Raw genomic sequence first — 18,020 nt, 5'->3', positions numbered from 1 at the left:
GAATAGTGATGCTACAGGATCATTTTTTGAGCTCGGTTTTTCACCAACATGAATTTACATAATTAGGATATTCAACAGGCGTGATTTGATATAATAATATGAGAACTGTCCCTATCTTTACTAATGATAGGGACAATTTTCATTATGTGATAGATTAACTAACTTTGCTTAAGGGGAGTGGAATATTGAAGAATTTAATGTTTATTGCCCTATGTCTAACGCTGTCCATTTTATTTACTGCTTGTAGTGGTGATGACAAACTCATAACTAACGCTGTTGCAAATTCAGGGGAAATTGAAATGAAGGCGAACAATAAAGAAATTACTCCTACTGTTATAATGAAAAATTTGAAGGAACCGGATTACGGAGATATGGATTCTTTTCAATCTATTATGGGGAATCCGGATTCAAATGTTCCCTATGTCAAAATAGGAGAGACCATTTCGGTAAAGTTTAATGATCAGGAATCCGCGCCAGATTCATATGAATTGGTTGATTATGTTTTGTCGGAGGAAGGGACAATGAAATATAAGCAGTCAGATGTAACGAAGCTGAATGTAGACTTCGATAATGAGACGGCCTCTTTTGTTCTTACAGAGAATGTGCTGACTTATGCGAGTTCCGACAGTAAGGATTACGAGCCAGGTGCTGTTTTGAGAGGAATGAGGTTGCTATGCAAGTGGAAAGATACTACTCAAGAAATGGCCTTTGTTATCAGAACGGATGCCACTCAAAATGAAGGATGAGCCGAATAACTTCCTATCACGAAATATTAAATGCTCCTATTTAGTAGTAGGCGTTTTTGGTTAAGGTTTTATAACGTTGTAAAGACGAAATCCCCCTTACGGCAGACCATGCATGTAGGAAACATCGGTTATGATGAGCTTATGTGTGGCTAGCCGTGGGGGATTTTTTTTATACGAATAAATGTGTCAAAAAGTCGTTGCTTTTCTTTTGATGAACAAGGAAACTCAAAGGTGGCCAATATTGAAAGCGATGAAATCATCATCAACAATGTTCAAGATGCACTGGATTTGATGGCTTCGGTGAGGTATGCGGATGACGCCGACAAGCTCATTATCGACAAATCAAATATCACGGAAGAGTTCTTCGAACTGAAAACCAAACTTGCAGGTGAGATTTTGCAGAAATACGTGAACTATCAGGTGAAACTTTCCGTTGTTGGAGATTTCGATGTGTATGACAGCAACAGCTTGAGGGATTTTATCTGTGAGTGCAACAACGGCGAGTATTTTTTCTTTTTGAAAACAAAAGAGGAAGCGCTTCAGAAGTTGCATAACATCAGTTAACGGCAGGTTGCAAGCTGCCAAAGATCTTGCTGGATAGCATGTATATCTGGATGTGACTGGAGTAGTCTAAGCAGCATGTTGAGAACCTGTATTATTACTGAGCTAAACGTAGGAGGATGGCATTGTGAAGACAAATGAGAAATTACAGGTGTTCGCGCTATCTGATATAGATAACCTTAAAGTGCATGGCAGAACAACTGGAGAGCGATCGCCTTTGACGTTATTTTGGACGGGAAGTGCAGTTGAACTCAATGTACAGGGCGCCGAACTATGGGTTGAGGTGGAGTCACAGTATGACATGTATGAGTCATGGATCAGTGTTCTGATCAATGGTGTTCAGGTGAGCAGACAGATGTTAATGGCGGGAAGGTACTGGGTCTGTGTGTATCGGGGTATGAATGCAAATGTGGTAAAGAATGTACGGATCGTTAAGGATGTTCAGGCGATGAGTGCTGACCCAGACTGTTCATTGCAGGTTCATGCAGTAAAGTCGGATGGAGCGTTCCTGCCTGTGCAGGAAAAACCATATAAGATTGAGTTTATCGGGGACAGTATTACATCGGGAGAAGGAGCGATTGGAGCGAAAGCGGAGGAAGATTGGGTGCCGATGTGGTTCAGCGCCATACATAATTATACATTCATGACAGCAGAGGCACTGAACGCAGAATATCGGGTGATATCACAAAGTGGTTGGGGTGTGCTGACGAGCTGGGACAACAATCCGAATGGGAACATTCCTGATTATTACGAGCAAGTCTGCGGCTTGCTTACCGGTAAACGTAACAAAGTGCTCGGCGCAGGAGATCAGCATGATTTTAGTTCGTGGCAGCCGGATGTGGTGGTTGTGAACCTGGGTAGCAATGATGGAGGCGCGTTTCAGTCACCTGAGTGGAAAGACCCCTACACCGGCAAGGTGTACAAGCAGCGTTTGAACGAAGACGGTATGCATCATGAAGAGGATCTGGTTGCTTTTGAGAAAGCGGTGGAACAGTTCCTGTTCAAGCTTCGGAGAAACAATCCGGCGGCACAAATTGTATGGGCTTATGGCATGCTTGGTTTCTCCATGATGCCTGCCATCTACCGTGCAGTTGATGCGTATACGATGGGGACAGGGGATCGCAAGGTCTCAATCATACAGCTTCCCGATACAACCGAAGAGACAGTAGGGGCGCGCACCCATCCAGGCGAGTTATCTCACCGCAAGGCGGCAGATGCGTTAGCAGAATATGTACAAGGATTGATAGAATAACTTGATACATGGTAATGGAAAGACCACTCTTTCATGATCTGTACCCAGTGGTTAGATGGTGTCTAACTTTATGAGGTCGCTTCATGATAAGAATGGTCTTTTTCCTTTTCTACTCATTATCTAGACATTCGAAGGTGTGTCCGCTGTTCCGCTGTTCTGTACTTCATAACGAATCGAAATGATCTGTCCGAGTGTCTCGGTTCGGATCATTTTGAATTGACTTGGAGCAGTACCTGCCGGGAATAATGGGATACCTTTACCAAGAATTTTTGGAATGATGGCGACTTCAATCTCATCCAGCATTTTTTTTGCTAACACAGCTTCAACCAATATGCCGCCACCCACAATCCATACATCTCCATTAGAAGTCTGCTTTAATCGCGGAATGAGCGTATCTACCATCTCGGTTGTAAACTGTACATGCGGAGCGGGTGGCTGTTCCGAGCGAGAAAGCACATACGTTGGGCGATCCGCATAGGGGAATTCTTCAGACAGTGTGAGTACCTCTTCATACGTATTCCGTCCCATAACAACGCTGCCGATCGTTTGATAGAAAGCAGCATACCCGTTATCGCCTCCGTCACCCTCCACATCAAATAACCAATCCACCGAACCATCCAGCCTTGCGATATATCCATCCAAACTCATAGCAATGTACAAAATGGTTTTGTTATCAGACATGTTCATCGCTCCCTTCTACAATGTATGATACATTTTAACTATGACAAAAGTTGACGTAGTTAGGATGTTGAATTCATGAATCATCGGAAACTGGCTATCATGCGTCTCATGGATTCCAGACAGAAGTTCACTGCCCGGGAACTGGCAGAACGGTTTGATGTATCGGTTCGCACGATCCAGCGAGATCTGGATGCATTGCAGGCGCTAGGTTTTCCCTTGTACACAGAAGTTGGCGTGAACGGTGGATACCGGGTGTTGCCCAATCGGATTTTGCCACCTCTTCAATTAACGCAGCAGGAGGCATTAGGGCTGTTTATGATGCTGGAATATCTACAGCAAGTTCCGGATTTTCCATATGGATCAATGCGTGAACATCTGGCTGAGCAGTATTTCTCTACTTTACCCGAAGATGTACAGGATCTCATTATGCGAATGAGGGAGCATATAACCTTTGTCCAGCACCCCGGTGGACATGCCGAGCTTTTAACAACAGCGATATTGGGTGCAGCGGTAGAAAAGAGAGAAATCCAATTTATGTATCATGCCCGCAGTGGGCGTAAAAAAGTCAAGGTCTTCCCCTATGGCATCTACTATGAGCAGGGACATTGGTACATGCCAGCCCGGAATAAGGATCGCGTATTGTTGTATCGGGTGGATCGCATGCAGCAGTTGGCTGTTATGGAATCGGTGGATGAATCTGTTCCCAGTCTGAAGGCGTGGCTAGATACCAAAGAAGACAGAGCAAGCGTAGAAGTGGTGCTGCAATTCACGGAATTTGGAGCAAGGATTGCCGCTTCAGATGTGCTGTTCAAGTCGGTTGAAGGCCATGAGTGGCGCGGACTGGTTCCGCCTGAGGAGTTTTCTTTTACAGCACGAAAGTTACTCTCCTATGGTCCGGAAGTGAAGGTGGTGTCTCCGCTCGAACTGCAACAGCAGGTTAGAGGGATGCTGGAACGGAGTTTAAGCCAATATAGTAGGGGATAAAAGTTATAAACGCTCGATATTTGCGTATCAAGGAAAAGATAAGAGAGGTGTGTAGAGAAATGAGCAAAGTTTGGACTAAAGATAGCATCCCGAATGTATCCGATAAAGTAGTGATTGTGACAGGTTCGAACGGTGGGTTAGGGTATGAAACGGCATTGGCGTTGGCTGAAAAAGGAGCGAAAGTTATCCTTGCAGTTCGTAATTTGGAAAAAGGTGAAAAGGCAGCTAATAAAATAAAGTCGTCTGTGCATGTAGCTGGAGAGGTAATCGTTATGCAGCTCGACCTTAGCGATTTAGCTAGTATCCGTAAGTTCGCAGCCGCTTTTCTTGAGCAATACGATTCTTTGTCCATTCTCGTTAATAATGCAGGAATTATGAACCCTCCATTCCAGTTGACGAAGGATGGGTTTGAGTTGCAGTTTGGTAGTAATCATCTAGGCCATTTTGCGCTTACGGGTCTACTATTGCCTCGATTGATCTCTACTCCGAAATCGAGAGTTGTCACTGTAAGTAGTATGGCAGCTCATAATGGTGCGATTGATTTTAATAATTTAGATGGCTCTAAAGGATATAATCCTATGAAGTTCTACAGTCAAAGCAAGCTAGCCAATCTGATGTTTGCGAAAGAGTTGCAGAATAAATTTAATTCCGCCCATATGGATTCTATGAGTATCGCCGCTCATCCAGGAATCTCGCATACCAATCTATTTTCCTTCGGTTCGGGGAAACAGACCAATATATTCATGCGCAGTCTTTTGAAAATCATTAGTCAACCGGCACATATGGGGGCATTACCTACCTTGTATGCTGCAGCAGATCCGACGATCACGGGAGGGGAATATATTGCTCCCAGTGGTATGGGCGGCACTAAGGGCTATCCCAAGAGCGCTAAGATCATCGAAAAATTATATGACGCTAACATCTCAAATAAGCTATGGAGCGTTTCAGAAGAATTAACAGGGGTATATTACGAATTTAATGATTGAATGGGGGGCTACCATGATTCGATTCATAATAAATTTAACGACCCGCTCTATGCAGAGTCCATGTGATGAACAACGGCGGTTGTTTGCATAGAGCTTGAAATTCTTTTCCGCCATATCATTGTAGTGCATATCCAATGTGTTCATTGTACGACTCTGCTCCCTTAAAGATTTTAACTTTTAAGGAGTGGAGCAACGTGAAATATATTAATGCGGATACAATCTTCCCGGAAGAATTGCTCAAAGAAATACAGCGTCATATCCCCGGAGGTCTGATCTATATTCCGAGGCCCAAGGATGCCCACAAGAAGTGGGGCGAGAACTCGGGTGGCAGAAGGATTGTCCGGGAGCGGAACGACGAGATCCGCAAGCTTTTTGCTACGGGGACAACCATTGATCAGCTTGCGGACCAATACTGTTTATCCATCGATAGCATCAAGAAAATTGTGTATTGCAAAAAGGGATGAAACTATAGAAGCCATGTTCGAGCAATCGAATGTGGCTTTTTCCTGTAAGGATAAAGAATGGTTATTAATGGTTTTTTACATATTCGAGGTTGTTAATTACGCGTACAATTCATTTGACGGTACAAGGATATGCGTTGAGAGTTCTTGAAAATAACTCCTTAAATCATCTGGTAAGGTTGGTGAATATGAATAATATGAATATAGAAGTGAAATTAACGAATAAAGACGAGGCGTATGTGATTAAAAATATGTACCCGCTATACCTTCATGATCTATCCGGACATTATGGTCTGGGTGGAGAGCATACCCCGAACGAACATGGCATTTTTGAGCCAAGTCCTGATTACAAAACGTTACAGGATCAGTATGATGTACAGAACATTTGGTGGGAAAAACCGGAGTGTCTTTATCCGTTTCTCATGATTGTGGATGGCCTACCGGCAGGTTTTACATTCATAGCTACTCCGCCATATTGTTCACAAGGCACGAATTTCTTTGTACATGATTTCTTTCTGATGCGGCTGTTTCGAGGGGTAGGCGTGGCTGAACACGCAGCGTCGACGATCTTCGGAATGTTTAGAGGAAGTTGGGAGTTGTTCACCAATCCATCGGAGAACAATAAGATTGGCCAATCTTTCTGGCGGAAAACGGTGGCTAATTATACCGAAGGTAACTATCGGGAAATGTACGGGCATACGTTCGATGGCTATAAATTAATTTTCCAGTTCTCCAATCATCTCTGAAAATAAATGTACGGATCTGTATCTAATAAGAGAGAGAGAACGTCTTCCTTGCGGAAACGTCTCTCTCTCTCTCTCTCTCTCTCTCTGCGCTTCCTCCTATAAATTACCGCTAAAATAGTGATACTCAGAATTCACTTCAAAACCAACACTGCGGTACAGATTCAAAGCGCGTTCGTTCTCGGTAACAACGGATATGCGGATATCTGTTCAGATGTCTCCATTAACTGGACATTATATCCTATTGAAGGGATAATTGAGAGTAATATAAACGAGAAAGGGATGGATTAACCATGCGCAAGTTGGCTTATGTAATGAGTACATTATTTCTTTCTGCCGCCATGTTCGTGGGATGTACACCATCTGAACCAGCGGAAAGCACTAAACCCGTAACTCCACCAGCAACGGAACAGCCGAGTGATGTGAGTGATCAAAAGGCGACGGCGGAGGAGCAGCTACAAGCGCTTGAAATGTCGCTGGAGTATAAGACGACAGAACTGACCGTGGATAGCAAGGACTATGTTGATACGCTAGAGATGGAAGGGTTATTGGCCAAAGGAGAGACCATGAAACCATTCCTGACCTCCAGAAATTATGAGGCTTACATGGTTAATCGATATATTGTCTTGCCACTTCAGGTTGCACACATCGAACAAGCGAAGCTGCATCCTGAAAATATACAAACCAAGATCAAAGATAGCAAGAGTGACTGGATTCTTGTGGAATACACGCTCGATCTGAAATTTACAGATGAGAACGGCAAGGAGTTCAAGTCTATTCCGTTATCGGGCGATATCACCTTTTTGCAGGACCAGGGAGAATGGCGCATTCAGGATGATACATACAACATGAAGCCCTTCGCAGAAATCATCAATAGTTCACTGTAGTTCACGTGTTGGTTGGCAATCACCTGCTCTGTAGTGCGTCCGCAGCCAAAAGAAAGGCCGTTTCTCAGAAGTTTCTGTTCTAAAGAAGTGGCCTTTGTTGGCTATGACGTAGTTGTGGGTGTTCAACATTGATTTCATCCTATTACTGTCCAGTTTAGTTTAAAAATTGGTTCGCCCAAACGTGGCATCACTTTTCACCGTTGAGCTGCTGGATGCATTGATGGCATCGAGTTGTAATGCGTAATCATAATGCCGGATGTAATATCTGGGCTGACTGTACGATTGAAGGGATACTTTGGTGCTGTCAGCCCAACCAGGACTGCTTAGGAACGTAGCATCTCCCTTATAGGCGGAGGTGTCGGCATAAGCTTCAAGTACAATTTTATTGCTGGTGTTGCGCTTCAGAAAGTAACCCGGGAAGTTGATGGACTCCAGTGATATTCCCATGGAGCTGGCAAGACCTGGCACGACGCGGAACTGTGAATCCAGAACAGGTAAGACGTTGGCATCCACGCGAGCGGTGTAATTGGCATGACGGATGTATCGATCCGGAACGTTGTGTGAACTGAACCGGCTGTAACCTGTGGCTTCCGGTGTTGCAGAACCCAACATTTTGACCTCGTGCAGGGTTGGGGTGTACCAGTTACCCGGATTATTCCACAAGACGGCGTTCACCATATTAATCCGTACATAACGGGCTGTGAAATGCACGGCGTCCGTGGTGAAGCCATAGGTCAGATTGTTGGTGCGATCCAAGGTGGAGTAATTGACACCATCGTTGCTAATCTCAATTTTGTATTTGTAGTAGCCTTCGGAACCCTTATACATAAACCAGGACGTATCGATCTCGGTGATCGTCTTCGGTGCGCCGAAGTCCACTTGCCACCAAGCGGGCCAGCTATTGGAGGAAGCCACCCATGAAGTCTGGTAGTTGCCATCATTGGCATTAGATGCGGACGAGCCGGAGGCTGTGGAGCTGGCGGTAGCTGTTTTGCCTTGTGCATGATTGACGAGAGCAGGCGGTGTTACCGTGCCCGTTACTGCATCAATGTTCCACTCTTTGTACCACTCCAGTGATGCAGTTCCGTTGGAATCGTTCAAGGTTAGCGGCAGCCAGATATGCTTGTGCTCTCCAATGCTCATTGGATTCCAGCGATCCCCCATGTAGATATAGGATGTGGTGTTGCTGCCTGTGATCGTGGCAATATCATGAATCTGCGAACCGAAGGCAGATGGATTGCCATATGGCGTAAGCGCAGTCCATGGACCCGTCATGGAAGTTGCTGTAGCATAAGCACCCTGATTCGGATACCAGCCAGCGGCTTGGGAGGTGAAAAGGTAGTAACGGTTGCCTTTTTTCACAACAGCAGGCGCTTCACGATAGGCGTTCTCAAACAACCAGCCCTCGAAGGATTGTATTCCGGTGTAACTTGCATTCATTTTGAAAATAGCCATCGTATCATTGGCACCGCCATTTTTGCGTGAAGCAGTAACCAGATAACCTGTGCCATCTGTATCAACAAAGACGGTCATGTCACGGGATTCATAATTCGTTGGGCGGAAGCTGCCCTCATACGTGAATTTGCCATTTGGGGTATTACTTGTTGCGACCGCTACACGCCCGAGGTTGTAGTCCGTACCGTTCTCGTAGTGTGCCCATAGTACATACTGGTTGGTAGAGGAGTTATAGATGACTTTAGGGCGTTCGATCTTGCTGGAGGCCAGCTCGGTTGCGGAATCTTTCGTCAGAATAGCGTTGCTGAAAGTCCAGTTCTTCAGATCAGTGGAGGTGTAGACGTTCACACTATCGAACCTGCCGCCTACCGCATGTTCACCGTACAGATAATACGTCGAGCCTACCTGCAGAATGTTGCCACTGTTCGCATGGATGGGGTTGACTGCGGTGTCGAGCCAATCGGTACCGTTGGTTATTGTGACACTTGCTGCGCTTGTCCGTTCAGGATGAAGTCCAAACAGGGTGAACGTGAGTGCAAAGACCAGAAACCAGACGGCTTTCCTGTTACCCATTACATACACCTCCACAGAGAATAGAAATATAATAGCGATTTCATTTTTATTGTAGTTGATTTACAATCTTTCGCAAGTGAACATTTCAATGAGAGATGAAATTAGCAGCAGGTAGAGACAAGAGCAGCAAGAGCGAGGGCACGAATGCAGAATGTAAATGAAACTGCCTAGTGTCATTAGGAGGTCCAGCCAACGAACCTGCTGGAGCTTCGGCCTCACTCGGAGGGTATACGGATATGATCGTTATCGCTGAGCGGAGTGTCCGTGCCGAATAGGAGAGCAACATTGTGTATGTCGTCTCGTGATATAACTGTCATGTGCCCGTGACGGGTGCTACTTATTCAGTAGGGGGATGACGTTATGAACGAGATATGCAGAAGACTTGAAGGGCAGATGGCCTTGGTAACAGGAGCAAGCAGAGGCATCGGTCTCAGTATTGCTATGCGTCTAGCACAGGAGGGTGCATATGTGCTTGTGCACTTCGGGACACGACAAGACGAAGCGGAGCAGGTTGTGCGGCATATTACAGAACATGGTGGACAGGCGCAATCCATTGGAGCGGATTTGCGCACGCTGGATGGAATTCATGCATTATTTGCACAGGTCGATGATGCTGTTCGGAAGCATGGACGAGATGGCAGGCTGGATATTTTGGTAAATAATGCAGGAATCGGACAGATTCTTGGTCTGGAGGAGACGACAGAAGCTTCCTTCGACGAGGTGATGAACATAAATGTCAAAGCCCCCCTGTTTGTAAGCCAGCAGGCCGTTCCGCGTCTGCGGGATGGCGGGCGAATCATTAATATTTCTTCTTTTGTTACCCGAGTGGCTTCCCCGGGCGTGTTCGCCTATAGCATGACGAAGGGGGCGGTGGATACCTTCACCAAGTTACTGGCGAAAGAGCTGGGAAATCGCCAGATTACGGTCAACGCGATCCAGCCGGGCATTATTAATACCGAGATGAATGCAGGCACACTCACGAACCCGCAAGGACAGGCATATGCAGCAGGTTTGTCTGTTCTTAATCGCTGGGGAGAGCCGGAGGATGTCGCAGATGTAGCTGCATTTCTTGCGTCAGCAGACAGCCGCTGGGTTACCGGACAATGTCTCGATGCCAGTGGGGGATCGCATCTATAACATGTGAAGTGTATACAAGGATTGTGGAAGAACGGATCTATGAATCACTTTGTAATCGAGGGGAATGCTCAGGTGTTCTTCTGGAGGAGGGGGGGGATTCAGCGTAGTCAGCTCAATGAATGTGCTTGATTATGGGTATGACGGGTGCAGACGCTAAGTCAGGTGAACTAGGTGCGAATGCCCTGATCCAACGTTGTTGGTGGCTGTTGATCCGCCAGAGCTTGCAGTGTGATGGGTTTCATGTAATGCTGCTCCATATAATGTATCACTTGAACTGACAGGATCAGGGATAATGATTCTCAACGTAAAGAGCAAACAAGGGATAACGACCTGCTATTGGCCTGTTATCCCTTGTTTTGTAACCGGATGAGGTAGATCTGTTGCCTGGTATGATTTTTCTATCTTTTTGTTGCGTTTGCGTAGTTCTCTTTGTATGGTAGCTGCACAGTCCAGCTACCATTGAATCGAATTTTCGATGTGATCCTGCTATTTATGACCTTTGCGAACCTTAAGCTGCATCTTTTTGATCGTTGTATTCTGCATGAGCTCCAGTACCAGAGGGCCTTTGCCGTTCAGGATCTCCACATCCGTCACATTATCCAGAATCGTAATGATCCCGATGTCGTCTGCGGTTACCCCTTCAAGCTTGGCGATGGTACCTACAAAGTCCACGGCACGAAGTTTCTTCTTCTTGCCTCCGTTGAAGTTCAGCTTCATGATCTGTTGATTCAACTGTTCACGCTTGTCCTTTTTACGTTCAGGAACGATCTTCAATCGCTTCTCAAAATCTTCTCTGCGGCGATCTACAGCTTCTTCAGAAGGTGCTTTCACAACAGGAATTTCGAATCCAATATAGGATTCAATCTCCGCCAGACGTCTGCCATCTTTCGGTGTAATCAACGTAATGGCTTTACCTGTTTTGCCTGCGCGACCCGTACGTCCTGTACGGTGAACATATCCCTCTTTTTCCAAAGGAATATCGTAGTTGATGACATGGGTAATATTCGTGATATCAATACCACGTGCAGCTACATCCGTCGCGATCAGATAACGGAATTGTCCCCGTCTGAATGCATTCATGACTTCGATCCGCTCATCCTGCTCCATACCGCCATGGATACGATCTGCTGGGTAGTCAAGGTCAGCCAGGACACGGAACAGTTTGTCCACATTCTCCTGCGTACGGCAGAACACAATGCAGCTATCCGGATTTTCCACAATGAACAAGTCCTGAAGCAACGCGGTTTTGTTCACCTCTGGCACGTGAATCACAGCATGTTCGATGGTAGCTGTTGTCAGTCCACTTGCCTTGATCTCGATCTCCACCGGTTTGTTCATGTATTTGTGTGACAGCTTGGCTACGTCTTCAGGGAACGTAGCGGAGAACAACATCGTTACTCGCTCCTGCGGCAGTTTCTGAATGATGGACTGTACTGTCTCAATAAAACCCATATTCAACATCTCATCGGCCTCGTCAATAACGAGATAGGCAATCCGTTCGAGCGGCAGCGTGCCGCGTTCGATATGATCCAGTACCCGACCTGGTGTACCAACAGCCACGTGGGTTCTTTGTTTTAACTCTGCTTTTTGGATATGAAAAGGGGACTGTCCGTATAGTGCGGTTGCTTTAATACGCTTAAAGCGGCCGATATTCGTAATATCTTCGTTAACCTGCAAAGCCAATTCCCGGGTCGGTGTAAGAATCAAAGCCTGTGGTTTATTCTCATTCCAATCCACCAGCTCGCAGAGCGGAATGCCGTAGGCGGCGGTTTTACCACTACCTGTCTGTGATTTGACCACAAGATCCTGGTTCTCCAGTGCTACGGGAATAACTTTAGTTTGAACCTCGGTTGGTGTCTCATAGCCCAGACTGTCCAGTGCTTTTACGATCTCTTCACCAAGTCCATAATCTTTAAATTGTTGCTCGCTCATTGTTTACCTCTTTTGCGTTAGTTTTGAATACTCTACATACAAGCATTGCACCGTACATTTATCGTATACCTCTTCATTATACTCTATATGCAGGCAAGCTAACGGAGTAATTGCTTCTAGTGATTAAATTGTTCTCATCATTTCCGATTTTAGGAGCAACCAGCCGTTGCTGTTCGCAAGAGAATACCCTTAACTTCTGAAGGGTGAATGTGTATCAAGCGTTACACGTGAAAAAACGTTTCGTTAACATAACAAAGGGCGATCCAGACCATGAGTTCCATGGGAGAATCGCCCTTTTTCTTTTTCGTTAAGCGTGGTGCGTAGCGGCTATGCTATTTCAAAACACTCACATATTTCCCGTATACGAATGCTACACGTCCATCCAGCTTCACTTTTACCCAGCCATACTTGTCTGTGCTAATCACTTCAAGTACGGTGCCTTTCGGTACGGCAGCAATGACCTTGGCTTTGGATGAAGCGCCAGCGCGTACGTTCAGGTAAGCCGCAGTAACCTTGGCTTGTTTACCTTTGTTGACGCTACCTGGTTTACCAGTATTTGGTGTGGATGGTTTGCCAGGTTTAGACGTGCCTGGAGTCGGTGTTGGTTTAGGTACGGTTGGCGTTGTCGGTTTCTCAGGTTTAGGTGTTGTCGTGCCACCATCGCCACCTGCTGCCGTTTTGCGAGCTTTGTTCAGCTGTTGATAGAATGCTCCCTTGGTTTTCACACCTGCGAATTGTGATGTACTCACGCCTGCTTTGGCAGAAAGTGCATCAATCTCTTCTTGCGTCACTGCATCCAAAATGTTAATGGAGGCAATGTTGGTGTACTTGCCATCTTCTGTTGTTGGTACAGACATAATGCCATCGTTAATTAACTCCACTACATCTTCACGCTCCGGTGCAGTCAGGTCTACACCAGTGATTTTCCAGTTGTGCTGAATCTTCGGTTCGTAGACACCTTTCATGACATCTTTCAGATAGGCGATGGACAGGTTACGAATCGTACCTTGAATCTCGCCAAATGCCGAGGCATCCTTGGAGGACCAGAGCTGCTTGAACTTACGTCCTTCCAATGCGCCGCCTTTGGCAATCAGGGCTTCCATTCGGTAGGCATTCATGCCCAGCTTCAGCGTATCGTTTTCTTTGACTACTGACCCATCGCTGTACTTGAGGTTCGTAATCCGACTGCCGTATGGCTTGGTCAGGTCAATCTCATACGTTACGCCGCCGAAGAAATCATCGGTGCTGTATTTGGAAGCGCGCCGTTTCGGATCAAAGCTGACGGTCACATCACCCGGGCGTGTGGAGTTGAAGTACCCCGCAGACCACTCCATATAATCCATCAGATCACGTCCGGTTACTTCATATACGGTCACTTCACCAAAGGTGTATTGGTAGTTGAACGCAATATCCTTTTTCTTGATCGGGCCTACATCCAGCTTAGCCTTGTCGTTATCAATCTGGTGGGCGACCACATCGGCATCACTGTAATGCAGCATCACTTCGGTGAAAAAGTCAGACAAGGGTGTTTCCTGGATCTGCACCGCAGGGATACCCTTAATCTCATCAGCAGGGACCAGGTTTGTTCCTTTCAGTTCAGCCACTTCGATGTTGGCATCGGCACGAGCGAACTCGTGGAACGGGTGCAAGGTCTTTTCCAGCGCAGGATCGGAGACTTCATACGTTCCGTCTGCTGCTTTTACAGCGAGAGCTTGAGCTTCCTTGCTTTTCAGCACAACTTTGTCGCCGTCTTTTTCAAATGTCAGATCGATTCGCGAAATATGTGAGCCATATTTATTGGGTTCGGAGATCAATACGCCGTTAACCGTTTGGGATTCAATCAAGGTATGCATGTGTCCGGCAAAAATGGCAGCCAGCTCCGGGTTGGCGTTGGCGATATCCGTCACTCCGGTTCCCGGATTTCCGTTCTCGTTGTCCAACCCCATATGCATAAGTCCAACCATGACATCGACTTTGCCTTTCAACTCAGCAACGGCTTTTTTGGTCTCTTCCACAGGATCTTTGACGATGATACCGTCCAGGTGATCCGTCCCTTTCTCAAACTCGGTAATCATCGGTGTGTTCATTCCGATAACACCCACTTTGATTCCGTCTTTCTCGATAATCGTATAGGCAGGCATGTAGCGGTCGCCGTTTTCTTTGAAAATGTTGCCCACGAGAGGCTGTCCATTGAATTGGGAAGAGATCTTCTCCAGTACGTCCAGTCCAAAGTTAAACTCATGGTTACCCATAACCCATGCGTCATATTTCATCTCGTTCATTGCAACCATCATGGGAGATTGAGGTTGATCATTAAACAACTCAGCTGAGTTATCCTGAATCATGTCTCCTGCATCCAGCAGGATCGTGTTGGGATTCTCCGCACGGACTTTTTTCACAATGGTGTATAGCTGTGTCATGCTACCGGTTGGGTTTGGACCGTCCAGAGCATAGTCCCACGGCATAAATCGACCATGAATATCGGATGTTCCCAGCAACGTGATCTTGGTCTCCTTGTCTGCCTCAGCAGCCTGAACCGGAGTGGAAGCAAAAGGGGCAAACAAAATGGAGGCACATAAGAGGAACGATAAAGGCCATCCGGCGAAACGTTTCGTTGAAATTTTGCGCATGTTGTAATCTCCCTTGTTATCTAGTGTGTGTAAAGATATGTATCATTTCATACTAGATAAACATGTGGTGAATGTAAACTCCAATGTAAGAGGTTATTCAAAAAGTCCGCTTTTGATTACGAATCATGCCTAGCGGCATCATCAGCATCGAAGTTGAAATTCAGCCGAAATGTCCGTTGCTCACGTAGTTTTCCCTACGCTCCGCTACTCCATTTCTAACTTCATTCCATCTTCTCGGTACTGAAAACCAAACTTGTTGAACTCGCACTGTAAGAGTTATGTTGGATTTAAGAGAGTGAATCTATTTTTTTACAATAAAATACTATAATTTGACAGGTGTTAAAAACCAAAATTATCCAGTAAAATGATTTTGTAAGCGCTTAACAAAAATGAAAACTAAGGAGGAAAATCATTGATTAAGTCTAAGTGGTTCAAAACAGTCGGCTCATTGGCATTGGTAGGGATTCTCGCTGCTTCTGTTGCGGTTGGTAGTGTGAGTGCTGGTTTGGCGAAAGGCAGCAAATTCGTTGGCAATATTATTGCCAACCAGGTTCCTTCTAATTTTAGTCCTTACTGGAACCAGGTAACTCCAGAGAATTCCACCAAGTGGGATGCTGTGGAAGGCACGCGCAACGTGATGAACTGGGGTCAGGCAGATATGGCATACAATTATGCTAACAACAACGGATTCCCGTTCAAGTTCCATACGCTCGTATGGGGAAATCAACAGCCAAATTGGATTAACAGTCTATCAGCCGCAGATCAGAAGGCTGAAGTGACCCAATGGATTAAAGCCGCAGGACAGCGGTATTCGAAGTCTGCCTTCGTTGATGTGGTGAACGAACCTCTGCATGCGAAACCATCCTACCGCAATGCCATTGGTGGAGATGGGGCAACGGGTTGGGACTGGGTCATCTGGTCATTCCAACAGGCGAGACAAGCCTTCCCTAACTCTAAATTGTTAATTAATGAATACGGAATTATCGGTGATCCGGCTAAAGCGGACCAATATATCCAGATTATCAATCTTCTGAAAAACAGAGGTCTAGTTGATGGTATTGGTATTCAAGCGCATCACTTCAATATGGACAACGTCTCTGTGAGCACGATGAACATAGTACTGAATAAGCTGGCTGCGACAGGTCTGCCGGTCTATGTATCCGAACTGGATATGACGGGAGACGATAATACACAGTTGCAGCGCTATCAACAGAAATTCCCTGTGCTTTGGAAGCATTCTGCCGTTAAAGGCGTGACGCTGTGGGGCTACAATCAGGGGCAAACGTGGGTAAATGGTTCACATCTGGTTAATAGCAACGGTACAGAGCGTCCAGCTCTGCAATGGCTGAGAAATTACCTGGCGAACAATCCTTAAGCGTGCGTTTGCACGAATCTGAGTATCCCTTGTGAATTCGTTATTTATATAACATCATATAGCGCCTGTTCCACATGTTAAGCATGGGAATATGGCGCTATTTGGTGTACAGAAGTGTGATTCTATGTGTTAACCGTTTTAAACGTCTTCCTCCACCGCACCCAAGGCGCTGTTTTCTCTTTGAACAGCTCATTGTATGAGGAGACATAAGCCATTGGACCGGGTGGAGAAGGAATTAATTGATCGTCAAATGTCCCATTCCTGAATATCTGTTTACCCAAGGCTGCGGGGGTGAAGCATTTAATTTTAATCCAAATCAAGACAAAAGCGATCAGCGCAAATATCACTCCGCTCCAGATCAATTGATGTATTCCCAGGTTCGAGATGAACCATCCGCCGATGGCAGTACCCAGCGTAATACCAAGGTTGGAAAAGGATACATATAAGCTGTTGCCGAATTCAGGCGCTTCCTGCGTTTCAGCGGTTAACCAGGTTTGGCTTACAATCAATCCTCCTGAATGCACGGATGCCCAGAGGATGACTACAATAACCATCCACATGAAGTGGGGACCGGCCCAATAGACGAGTGCGTAAGCTGCTACATACAGCAGGGGAAACATGAGGACAGTTCGGACCACGCTCTTACGCAGAAACTGTCCAAACCCCAAATTCCCGATGATCATGACGACACCAAAGACGGTCAGCATGACGCTGATCCATGATCCGCTCATTTGGGTGACCTGTCCAAGATACTCGGCGAAATAGCTGTACACGGAGAACATGGCGGCGAATATAAAAATGACTGCGGCAACATTTAGCCATAATTCAGGTTTGCGCAGAATACCGAGCTGCTTGCCATAGGACATCTTTTCCTTCACGGGCACGAGGGTAACCAGATCCATATGCCGATCAAGGCGACGACACTGATCATCGCTCCAAACAGAAAGGCGATTTCGAGGGATAGGCGTTCAGCAAGATACGATGTCAGCGGCACGCCAAAGGCAAAGCCCGCGGTAACTCCGGTAAATACTTTGGCGACGGCCTTGCTGCTCTTCTCTGCCGGAACGAGTTGGGCACTTGTGACCAGGGCTACGGAAAAAAAGACGGGATGGAATAACGCGGGAATGATACGGAAGATAAGCATGGTATCAAATGTTGTGGCGCAGGCATAGACAACGTTCGAGATTGCAAACATCAGCACAGCGGTTAAAAGGATGATTTTGCGATTAATCCCGGACGCCAGCAAGGTGAGAAAGGGACCCGCAATGGCTACGACCAGTGCAAATATACTGACCAGCCAACCTGCCTGTGCAGCCGTAATGTTGAATTTATGCGCAACCTGAGGCAATACCCCCACAATTCCCATTTCTGTTGTAATGATCCCGAATACACCGAGTGCCAGCATCAGGATAAGGAGCGGGTTGACCTGTTGTGATTTCATGTAAAGCGAGATTTATAGATTTGTAAATATAAAAGGTAAAACGACTTACCGCTAAGTCCTCCACAGCATGCACTCTACAAGAGCGATAATGGTGACAATAAACATAGTCTGACGCATGAAAAATAGCGCCGGCTCAAGGAATTCCTGAATACGACGCTATTGATGACTGCGTTTTC

The 18,020-nt window shown here is 46.1% G+C and carries 14 protein-coding genes and 1 pseudogene; 10 read left to right on the top strand and 5 right to left on the bottom strand.

Annotated features, from left to right (window positions below; genetic code table 11):
- The first annotated feature begins 185 nt into the window (after positions 1–185).
- From J7E78_RS25765 to J7E78_RS25755, 3 genes are all read left to right on the top strand, one after another.
- Complete coding sequence (locus tag J7E78_RS25765; protein WP_215079235.1) at positions 186–746, top strand: hypothetical protein; 561 nt, start codon at positions 186–188, stop codon at positions 744–746.
- Between the two features lie 231 nt (positions 747–977).
- Positions 978–1,310 (top strand): DUF4180 domain-containing protein, encoded by a 333-nt coding sequence (locus J7E78_RS25760; protein WP_311518038.1) that lies wholly within the window; start codon positions 978–980, stop codon positions 1,308–1,310.
- 124 nt (positions 1,311–1,434) lie between these two features.
- Positions 1,435–2,559 carry an SGNH/GDSL hydrolase family protein gene (locus J7E78_RS25755; protein ID WP_215079231.1) on the top strand — a complete coding sequence of 375 codons (1,125 nt, stop codon included), beginning with the start codon at positions 1,435–1,437 and terminating at the stop codon, positions 2,557–2,559.
- Between the two features lie 120 nt (positions 2,560–2,679).
- Here the strand turns inward: J7E78_RS25755 and J7E78_RS25750 are convergent, their stop codons facing one another.
- Positions 2,680–3,246: a dihydrofolate reductase family protein gene (locus J7E78_RS25750; RefSeq protein ID WP_215079229.1), complete on the bottom strand. Its 567-nt coding sequence runs from the start codon at positions 3,244–3,246 to the stop codon at positions 2,680–2,682.
- Between the two features lie 69 nt (positions 3,247–3,315).
- On the opposite strand from J7E78_RS25750, the gene J7E78_RS25745 reads away from it, so the two are divergent.
- The 5 genes from J7E78_RS25745 to J7E78_RS25725 all read left to right on the top strand — a co-directional run bounded on the left by J7E78_RS25745 (position 3,316) and on the right by J7E78_RS25725 (position 7,301).
- Positions 3,316–4,224, top strand: coding sequence for a helix-turn-helix transcriptional regulator (locus J7E78_RS25745; RefSeq protein WP_215079227.1), 909 nt, complete (start codon positions 3,316–3,318; stop codon positions 4,222–4,224).
- Between the two features lie 59 nt (positions 4,225–4,283).
- Positions 4,284–5,210: an oxidoreductase gene (locus J7E78_RS25740; protein WP_215079225.1), complete on the top strand. Its 927-nt coding sequence runs from the start codon at positions 4,284–4,286 to the stop codon at positions 5,208–5,210.
- 194 nt (positions 5,211–5,404) lie between these two features.
- The gene (locus J7E78_RS25735; protein WP_215079223.1) at positions 5,405–5,674 is read left to right on the top strand and encodes a CD3324 family protein; all 270 of its coding nucleotides are present in this window, start codon (positions 5,405–5,407) and stop codon (positions 5,672–5,674) included.
- Between the two features lie 185 nt (positions 5,675–5,859).
- Complete coding sequence (locus J7E78_RS25730) at positions 5,860–6,417, top strand: hypothetical protein (RefSeq protein WP_251035268.1); 558 nt, start codon at positions 5,860–5,862, stop codon at positions 6,415–6,417.
- Between the two features lie 290 nt (positions 6,418–6,707).
- Entirely contained in the window at positions 6,708–7,301 is a 594-nt protein-coding gene (locus J7E78_RS25725) for a hypothetical protein (RefSeq protein ID WP_215079221.1), read from the top strand.
- Positions 7,302–7,460: 159 nt separating this feature from the next.
- On the opposite strand, the gene J7E78_RS25720 is transcribed toward J7E78_RS25725, so the two are convergent.
- On the bottom strand, positions 7,461–9,329 hold the full coding sequence (locus tag J7E78_RS25720) for an AbfB domain-containing protein (protein WP_215079219.1): 1,869 nt from the start codon (positions 9,327–9,329) through the stop codon (positions 7,461–7,463).
- A gap of 360 nt (positions 9,330–9,689) precedes the next feature.
- Between J7E78_RS25720 and J7E78_RS25715 the strand changes: the two genes are divergently transcribed.
- Positions 9,690–10,466, top strand: a complete 777-nt coding sequence (locus J7E78_RS25715) for a glucose 1-dehydrogenase (protein WP_215079216.1) — start codon at positions 9,690–9,692, stop codon at positions 10,464–10,466.
- Between the two features lie 486 nt (positions 10,467–10,952).
- On the opposite strand, the gene J7E78_RS25710 is transcribed toward J7E78_RS25715, so the two are convergent.
- Both J7E78_RS25710 and J7E78_RS25705 read right to left on the bottom strand, forming a co-directional pair.
- On the bottom strand, positions 10,953–12,398 hold the full coding sequence (locus tag J7E78_RS25710) for a DEAD/DEAH box helicase (RefSeq protein ID WP_215079214.1): 1,446 nt from the start codon (positions 12,396–12,398) through the stop codon (positions 10,953–10,955).
- Positions 12,399–12,730: 332 nt separating this feature from the next.
- On the bottom strand, positions 12,731–14,863 hold the full coding sequence (locus J7E78_RS25705) for a 5'-nucleotidase C-terminal domain-containing protein (RefSeq protein WP_397330618.1): 2,133 nt from the start codon (positions 14,861–14,863) through the stop codon (positions 12,731–12,733).
- A gap of 577 nt (positions 14,864–15,440) precedes the next feature.
- On the opposite strand from J7E78_RS25705, the gene J7E78_RS25700 reads away from it, so the two are divergent.
- Entirely contained in the window at positions 15,441–16,403 is a 963-nt protein-coding gene (locus tag J7E78_RS25700; protein ID WP_215079209.1) for an endo-1,4-beta-xylanase, read from the top strand.
- Positions 16,404–16,615: 212 nt separating this feature from the next.
- Here J7E78_RS25700 and J7E78_RS25695 read toward each other — a convergent pair.
- A pseudogene (locus J7E78_RS25695) lies at positions 16,616–17,844 on the bottom strand (MFS transporter); the annotation flags it as partial.
- Between the last annotated feature and the right edge of the window lie 176 nt (positions 17,845–18,020).

It is taken from the genome of Paenibacillus polymyxa, from assembly GCF_018614975.1.
Taxonomy (GTDB): Bacteria; Bacillota; Bacilli; order Paenibacillales; family Paenibacillaceae; genus Paenibacillus; species Paenibacillus polymyxa_E.
Note: the sequence above shows the minus strand (reverse complement) of the source record. Positions and strands in the feature narration are given on the sequence as shown.

What these genes read in the sequence shown, in the direction of transcription:
- J7E78_RS25705 (WP_397330618.1), bottom strand. Translation starts at nt 14,863, where the DNA reads ATGCCGTGGGACTATGCTCTGGACGGTCCAAACCCAACCGGTAGCATG.
- J7E78_RS25725 (WP_215079221.1), top strand. Translation starts at nt 6,708, where the DNA reads ATGCGCAAGTTGGCTTATGTAATGAGTACATTATTTCTTTCTGCCGCC.
- J7E78_RS25715 (WP_215079216.1), top strand. Translation starts at nt 9,690, where the DNA reads ATGAACGAGATATGCAGAAGACTTGAAGGGCAGATGGCCTTGGTAACA.
- J7E78_RS25745 (WP_215079227.1), top strand. Translation starts at nt 3,316, where the DNA reads ATGAATCATCGGAAACTGGCTATCATGCGTCTCATGGATTCCAGACAG.
- J7E78_RS25710 (WP_215079214.1), bottom strand. Translation starts at nt 12,398, where the DNA reads ATGAGCGAGCAACAATTTAAAGATTATGGACTTGGTGAAGAGATCGTA.
- J7E78_RS25740 (WP_215079225.1), top strand. Translation starts at nt 4,284, where the DNA reads ATGAGCAAAGTTTGGACTAAAGATAGCATCCCGAATGTATCCGATAAA.
- J7E78_RS25750 (WP_215079229.1), bottom strand. Translation starts at nt 3,246, where the DNA reads ATGAACATGTCTGATAACAAAACCATTTTGTACATTGCTATGAGTTTG.
- J7E78_RS25730 (WP_251035268.1), top strand. Translation starts at nt 5,860, where the DNA reads ATGAATAATATGAATATAGAAGTGAAATTAACGAATAAAGACGAGGCG.
- J7E78_RS25720 (WP_215079219.1), bottom strand. Translation starts at nt 9,329, where the DNA reads ATGGGTAACAGGAAAGCCGTCTGGTTTCTGGTCTTTGCACTCACGTTC.